General features: G+C 72.4%; 6 protein-coding genes and 1 pseudogene. 6 read left to right on the plus strand and 1 reads right to left on the minus strand.

Going from position 1 to position 7,214, the window contains the following annotated elements; genetic code table 11:
• Window positions 1-911, minus strand: a pseudogene (locus H5J30_RS12280) (hypothetical protein); the annotation flags it as partial.
• A 415-nt stretch (window positions 912-1,326) separates the two neighbouring features.
• On the opposite strand from H5J30_RS12280, the gene H5J30_RS12285 reads away from it, so the two are divergent.
• The 6 genes from H5J30_RS12285 to H5J30_RS12310 all read left to right on the plus strand — a co-directional run.
• Complete coding sequence (locus H5J30_RS12285; protein WP_181787469.1) at window positions 1,327-2,235, plus strand: class I SAM-dependent methyltransferase; 909 nt, start codon at window positions 1,327-1,329, stop codon at window positions 2,233-2,235.
• A 113-nt stretch (window positions 2,236-2,348) separates the two neighbouring features.
• Window positions 2,349-2,759 (plus strand): phosphopantetheine-binding protein, encoded by a 411-nt coding sequence (locus tag H5J30_RS12290; protein ID WP_309505509.1) that lies wholly within the window; start codon window positions 2,349-2,351, stop codon window positions 2,757-2,759.
• Window positions 2,756-4,126, plus strand: a complete 1,371-nt coding sequence (locus tag H5J30_RS12295; protein WP_181787470.1) for an amino acid adenylation domain-containing protein — start codon at window positions 2,756-2,758, stop codon at window positions 4,124-4,126. Before H5J30_RS12290 ends, H5J30_RS12295 begins: the two co-directional genes overlap by 4 nt.
• Before the next feature lie 44 nt (window positions 4,127-4,170).
• A complete protein-coding gene (locus H5J30_RS12300) occupies window positions 4,171-5,535 on the plus strand; it encodes a hypothetical protein (protein WP_181787471.1) in 1,365 nt (454 codons plus the stop codon).
• A 30-nt stretch (window positions 5,536-5,565) separates the two neighbouring features.
• Window positions 5,566-6,804 carry an MFS transporter gene (locus H5J30_RS12305; RefSeq protein WP_181787472.1) on the plus strand — a complete coding sequence of 413 codons (1,239 nt, stop codon included), beginning with the start codon at window positions 5,566-5,568 and terminating at the stop codon, window positions 6,802-6,804.
• A 34-nt stretch (window positions 6,805-6,838) separates the two neighbouring features.
• Window positions 6,839-7,214 (plus strand): phosphotransferase (locus H5J30_RS12310; RefSeq protein WP_181787473.1); only part of this gene is annotated, 376 nt, incomplete at its 3' end.

Raw genomic sequence — 7,214 nt, forward strand, 5'->3', positions numbered from 1 at the left:
CGCGGGCCCGTGCCCTCCCCCACGACGGCGACCGCGTCCTTGCCGCGGGTCCGGTACGCGGCCACGATCCTGCCGTCGTCCAGGAAGCCGTAGGTGGTCAGGCCGCAGCACCAGTCCGGCCTGCCGAACTCGGCGGCCATGGGGGCGGGTGAGGTGTCCGCGCCGTCGGCGCGCAGGTTCCACCAGCCCGAGCGGTCGTCCACGAAGTGGAGCCGGCCGTCGGGCGCGTAGCACGGCTGGGTCACCGACACACCAGGCGCCGCGGCGACGAGGCGGCGGGAGGCCACCGCGCCGGCCTCGTCCAGGCACAGCTCCCACAGGACCGACTCGTCCCAGGGCATGTGGGGGTGGTCCCAGGCGGTGAACGCGATCCGCGCCTCACGGGGGTGGACGGCCGCGGCGCCGTAGAAGTCGTGTCCGGTCGCGAGGACCCGCACCGCCCCGGATCCGTCGGCGGATAACGCCACCGGTTCGTTCACGGCGCCCTGCCCCGCGCCGCGTTCGCGGACCGCGAAGACCAGGCGGCCGTCGCGGGCCGGCCGCGGCGCGCCGTAGCGGACCGGGCCGTCGTCCGCCGCCGTCAGCGGCACGGACGTGCCGTCCGGGTCGAGGCGGTGGATCCGCTGGTCCGCCGCGGCCACGTAGAAGACCGCGGCGCCGTGCACGGCGTACGGCACCGCCCCGTACCCGCCGACGTCGGAGCGCACTCCCGACCGGACCACCGCGGGTTCCTTCCCGTCGGCGGCGGCCATTAATCGCGGGGCGGCAGGATCGGCGCGATCGGTCTCAATCCAGAATGTCCGGTCGCCGCTGCGGCTCGGGTAGGCGAGTTCCCGGATCCCGTCCACGAGATCCGCCACCCCGACGGCCGATGGCCAGGTGCCGTACGGGGCAATACGCCGCTCCTTCATGTGCGACCTCCGGCAACTCCCGCGATGCGCAATGTGACACGGGCAGAAGGCCGCACCGCAGGTGGAACGGTGCACTCGTGCTGGTCGACCTGCCCCCGTGCGCCGGGGCGACGCACGTCAAGACACGCGCACCCCGGGGTCATTCCTCATCACACAGTCAACTCGCCGTACCTTCCCACACGGACTCGACGGCCCGCAAGTACATGTCAAGAAGATCGACATCGCCCATGCCGATGACCGTGCATGGGGCGTACAAAGCGGTGACTCAAGTTCCGCTCTGCATGATCGCGCTGTTACGGGCGGCGTCCTTGACGCGCCCGCAGCGCTGGCTTATGTTCGCTGATCGGCTGGCCCGGATGGCTTCGCGCCGGTGTCGCCGGGGAAAGCATGCTGAATCTCCGGAAAGGAGCCACGCTTGTCCGCCACCGCAGAACGCCCGCTCATCGGCATCGAGGCCCAGCGCGTATTCCTCGATCTCCGCGACCGGCCCGCCGCCTTCGACCTGGCCGAGGAAGTCCTGCCGCTCACCTACGACTTACATTTCGGCCGGGGTGCCGGGGAACTGATGGCCAAAGGTCTCGCCCGGCTCCGCGAATGCACCACGCAAGAAGAAGTGGACGCGGTCTTCGCACAGTCGCGCGACGCGTGGGATGCGGCCGGCCACGGCGCGAACCTGACCACCGACAAAGAAGGCGCGTGGCGCCGGATCCAGACCGTCAGCGGCCTGGACACGGCGACCGGGCACGTCGTGGACGTCGGCAACCCGAACAACGGATTCGGCGACTGCCTGCTGCGACGGAACCCCGGCGTCCGCCTCGTCACCGGTGTCGACCACCGCAGGGATCCGGCGGTCATGCTCGGCGAGCGGCTGCACTTCGCCCACCAGGAGGACCGGGCCCGCATTCCGCTGGCGGACGCCAGTGCCGACATCGTGGCCTTCCGGGTGGCGCTGCACCACATGACCAAGGGCATCCAGGAAGCACTGCTCGCGGAAGCCGCGCGCGTACTGCGGCCGGGCGGCGAAATCCTCATCCTGGAGGACTCCTGGGCCGACACCCCGGGATTCACGGACAACTCACTGACCATCAAGTTCCGCACCCTCGACGAGGCCGACAAACTCGCCGCACTGTCGCTGTTCGACGTGTCGGGCTGCCTGACGAAGCACGAGACCGTGGCATACCCGTTGTCGTACCGGTCGGCGGCCGACTGGGAGAATCTGCTGACCGGCGTCGGCGCAAGTTCGATAGACACCGCGTACTGGGGCTTCTCGGTTTTCACCGTGTACGCCGCGCCGCTGGCCGTCATCCGGGCGACGATAGCGTGACGGCCCCGGACGCCGCGGTGTGATCCCCGTGTTCCCCCGGGCCCCGGCCCGGAATTCGTTCGGCATCGGGTCGTACACCTGCGCTATGACCGCCGCCCGGAAGGAAACCGTACGTGCTCGATACGGAACTGATGACCTACCTGCGTGAGCGACTGCCCGCATACATGGTGCCGTCGGCGATAGTCGTGCTGGACGCCCTGCCGCGGACCCCCAACGACAAGGTCGACCTCAACGCGCTGCCGGCGGTGGCGGTGCGGCCCGGCATGGACGGCGCGCCGCGCGACGACCTGGAACGCGAAATCGCCGACGCCATGCGGCAGGTACTCGAACTCGACGAAGTCGGCATCCACGACGACTTCTTCGACCTGGACGGCAATTCGCTCCAGGTCATCCGGCTGGTTTCGCACATTCAGCGCTCGCACGGCGTCGGAATTCCGGCCGAGGACGTGTTCGAGCACCCGACGGTCGCGACGCTCGCCGCGCGGGTGCGCGCCGAGCTGGACGCGAACGGGGAGCGCCCATGACGCCGCAGCAGGAACCGGCGGCCGGGAGCGTACTCGACCTGGTGGTCGACGCGATCGGCCGGCATCCCGACGTACCCGTGGCGCACAGCGGCGGGAGCCTCACCTTCGCGGAGATCGGCCGGCACGCGGGCCGGCTGGCCCGGACGCTGGCGAGCCACGGGGTGTCACCGGGCAGCATCGTCGCCATCCACCGGGACCGGTCGGTGGAGTTGTTGATCGCCATGCTGGCGAGCTGGCAGCTCGGTGCCGCGTACGTTCCCGTCGACCCGAACTACCCCCGCCGCAGGGTCGGGTTCGTCCTCCGCGACGCCGGGGCACAGGTGATCGTCACGGCGCCGGGCACGCCGGAGGAGACGTTCGACGGGCTCGGCGTGCCGGTGGTCGTCTTCGAGGCCGCCGGCGACGCCGCGGAGGGCCCGCCGCTGACCGCCCGGAGCGAAGGCAGCGGAGAGGACGCGGCGTACGTCCTGTACACGTCCGGCTCCACGGGCGACCCCAAGGGCGCGAGCGTGCCGCACCGCGCGGTGGTGAACCTCCTCCACTCCATGGCCCGGGAGCCCGGCGTGACCGGCGAGGACGCCGTCCTCGCGCTCGCCAGCCCGTCCTTCGACATGTCCGTGCCGGAGCTGCTGCTGCCGCTCACCACCGGTGCGCGCCTGGTCATCGCCTCGACCGCGGACGCGCGCGACCCACGGCGCCTCCTCGACCTGGTCACGGCACAAGGCGTCACGGTGATGGCGGCGACGCCGACGTCGTGGAGCGGGTTCCTCTCCGCCGCGCCGGACAGCCTGCGCCTGCGCCTCGCGCTGAGCGCCGGGGAGCCGCTCGCCCGTCCGCTGGCGAACGCGCTGTGCCGCGTGGCGGGCGAGGTCTGGAACATGTACGGCCTGACGGAGATGGCCGTCTACTCGCTGATCACCCGGGTGCCTCCGGCGGCGGACGGCGTGCCCGTACCCGTCGGCCGCCCCATCGACAACACGACGGCCTGGGTGCTCGGCGACGACCTCCGCGTGCTGCCGGCCGGCGAGGTCGGCGAGCTGTACCTCGGCGGCGCCGGCCTGGCACTGGGGTACCGCGGCCGGCCCGACCTGACCGGGCAGCGATTCGTCTCCGGCCCGCCGGAGACGGGCGGAGAGCGCCTCTACCGCACGGGCGACCTCGTCCGGCTGGGCGCCGACGGGTGCTTCGAGTTCCTCGGCCGGGCCGACACGCAGATCAAGATCCGCGGCCACCGGATCGAGGTCGAGGAGATCGCCGCCGTGCTGCGCCGCCACCCCGGGGTGCGGGACGCGGTGGTCGTGGCGAAGGACGACGGGTCGGGCAACCGTCGGCTGGTGGCCTACGTGGTGCCCGGCAGCGGCAGTTGAGCAGTTGAGCAGTGGAACGTTTACCGACAACCGAGGTGTTCACGATGGTGTCGCACGCCGATCTGACCGACGAGTACAACCGGCGGGCCGCGGCCGACAGCCGGCTGCTCAGATGCGTACGGGACCTCGACCCCGCCGAGCCCGCCGCGCACTACGCCGACGACGCCATCGCGCGCCCCGTGTTCGCCCGGCTCGACAGCCTGCGGAGCCTGACCGCCGACATCCGGGCGACGATCGCGGTCATGGACGACCTGCCCGGCCGCTGCTTCGGTGGCAGCGTCGAGGAGTACCTGAGGGCGCAGGGCTACGACGGCGATCTGCTGGCCGCGATGCTCGCCGGGATCGTCGGCTCCGGGACGCCCGAAGGCCCGTGGGACTCCGGCGTCAGCATCGACTACGGCCGCGCCGACGTGTTCCGCACGCCGGACGGCTACCGGGTGCTGGAGCTGAACATGGGCAGCGTGCTCGGAGGCCGGCTGACGACGACGCTGAACGGCGCGCTGCTGCGGACGTCCGCGTTCGGCCGGTTCGCCGAGGAGTTCGGGCTCACCTGGGCCGACCCGATGCGGGGCCTCGCGGACGACCTGCTCGCCGCGGGCCGTACGACGGCCGGGGCCGACTCCCCGGTCGTCGCGATCGTCGAGGAGTCGGGCTCCGAGCACAGCGCCCGCCGGCTCATGCCCGCGCTCCGCTCCCGGGGCGTCGACGCGATCCACGGCGAACTCGGCGACCTCGGCTTCGCCGACGGCAAGGCCACCCTGCGGGGCCGCCCGGTCGACGTCGTGCTGCGCATGTTCTTCGTACGCCACATCCCGCTGGAACCGCAGGGCATGGCCAAGCTGCGGGCCCTGGTGGAGGCCCACCGGAGCGGCCGCACGGCGCTGTTCACCCCGTTCGACCCGGAGATCCACGACAGCAAGGCGGCGCTCGGCCTGCTCTTCGAGCCCGCGGTACGGGCGAAGCTGTCCAGCGCCGAGATCGCCTGCATCGACCGGATCGTGCCGTGGACCCGGCTGCTCGGACCGGCGTTCCGCACCGTCCCGCACAACGACCGCGCCGTCCTGCTGAAGGAGTGCCTCTCCCGGCGTACGGAACTCGTGCTCAAGCCCGCCAGCCTGTACGCCAGCCAGGGCGTCGTCATCGGCGACCAGGTCGGCGAGTCGGAGTGGCGGACCGTGCTCGAATCACCGTCGCGCCCCGACTACGTGGTGCAGGAGCGGGTCCGCCCGCTCCCCGAGACGGTGATCGACCCGGAGACGGCGGAACCGGACGACTGGACCGTGCTGTGGCAGGTCTTCTTCGGCGCCGCCGGACACAGCGGCTCCTCCGTACGCGGCCGCCCGCTCTCGCAGTCGGGCCCCCTCGGCGGCAACGAGCACACCAGGACCGGCTGTGCCTTCTTCTGCTGACCCGGCCCGCCGCCCGCCGGGAGGTGCCGGATGAAACCGCCCGCCGGCATCTCCCCCGTGATCCTGCTCCGCTCGATGTTCAGCGGCGTCTCCACCGGCCTGTACCTGACCGGCAGCGCGGTGTTCTTCACCGAGTACATCGGCCTCTCACCGGGGCGCGTCGGCCTGGGGATCTCGATCGCCTGGCTCATCAGCACCGCGACGATGATGCCGTTCGGCATGCTGGCCGACCGCTTCGGCGGCCGCCGCGTCTGGCTGGTCGGCGCCACGGCCGGCGCCCTGGCCTTCCTCCTCTACCCCCTCGCCCACACGTACTGGCAGTTCCAGCTCGTCGTCATCCTCGAACTGCTGGTCAGCGGGCTCGGCAGCGCCGGCGCCGGCCGCTACTTCGGCGACCTCTTCCCGGCGGGCGACCGGGCGCGCGGAAGGGCGTACCTGCGGACCACGTCCAACATCGGCATGGCCGTGGGCGCGGCCATCGCCGGCGTGGCCATCTCGCTGGAATCCCGCTCCGGCTACCTGGCGATCGTCCTCGCCGCCGCCGCCGTCACCGCGATCGAGGCAGGGCTCATCGCCTGGGCGGTGCCCCATGTCGACCACCCGCACCGCCCGGCCGAACGGGCCGCCCGCCGCCGGCCGGTGGCCATACGCGACCGGTCCTTCGTGGCCCTCGCCGTGCTCAACGGCGTCTACAACCTCCACGGACCGGTCCTGTCGGTCCTGCTGCCGCTGTGGATCGTCTCGCAGACCGACGGGCCGACATGGCTGGTGGCCGGCACCATGCTGACGAACATGGGCCTGTGCGTCCTGTTCCAGATCCGGGCGAGCCGCGGCGTGGAGACGCCGGGCAACGGCGCGCGGGCGTGGGCCCGGGCCGGCGTCGCCCTGGTCGTCTGCTGCGTCGCCTTCGCCGTGTCCGGCACCACCGAAGGGCTGGCCACCGGCGCCGCCCTGGCCGTGGGCATCGTCGCGCTGACCGCCGGCGAACTCCTGACGTCCGCGGGGACCTGGGCCATCCGCTACGGGCTGGCGCCGGAGAGCCGGCGCGGGGAGTACGTCGCGGTGTTCGGGCTCGGCGGGCAGCTGAGCTGGATCGCCGGCCCGGCCGCGCTCTCGTTCCTGGTGGTGACCGGCGGGCCGCCCGGCTGGCTCGTGCTGGCGGGCGTGTTCGCCGCCGCGGCGGCGGTCACCGGCCCGATGGTCGCCTGGGCGTCGCGTACGGACCGGGAGGAGGCCGAGCGGCCCGAGCCGTCCGTTCACCCCGCCTGACCCCCTCCCGCTCTTCGCCTGACAGGAAGTCGTGTTGAGCAACACACCGGATCTCGGCCCCGTGCCCCGGCGCCTCACCGTCGAGACGGAGCAGGTGCGCTCCCTCATCGGGCAGCAGCTGCCCCAGTGGGCCGGGCTCCCGGTCCGCCCCGTCGCCAGTGGCGGCTGGGACAACCGGACCTTCCACCTCGGCGCCGACATGCTGGTGCGGCTGCCCAGTGCGGCCGAGTACGCGCAGGCGGTCGACAAGGAGCACCGGTGGCTGCCGGAGTTCGCCCCCCGGCTCCCGCTGCCGATCCCCGTACCGCTGGCGAAGGGCGAACCCGGCGCGGGCTACCCGTACGCCTGGTCGGTCTACCGGTGGCTCGACGGCGAGCCGGCCCGCGCGGACCGCATCGCCGACCCCGTCC

The organism is Streptomyces phytophilus (assembly GCF_013870535.1).
GTDB classification, from domain to species: domain Bacteria; phylum Actinomycetota; class Actinomycetes; order Streptomycetales; family Streptomycetaceae; genus Streptomyces; species Streptomyces phytophilus.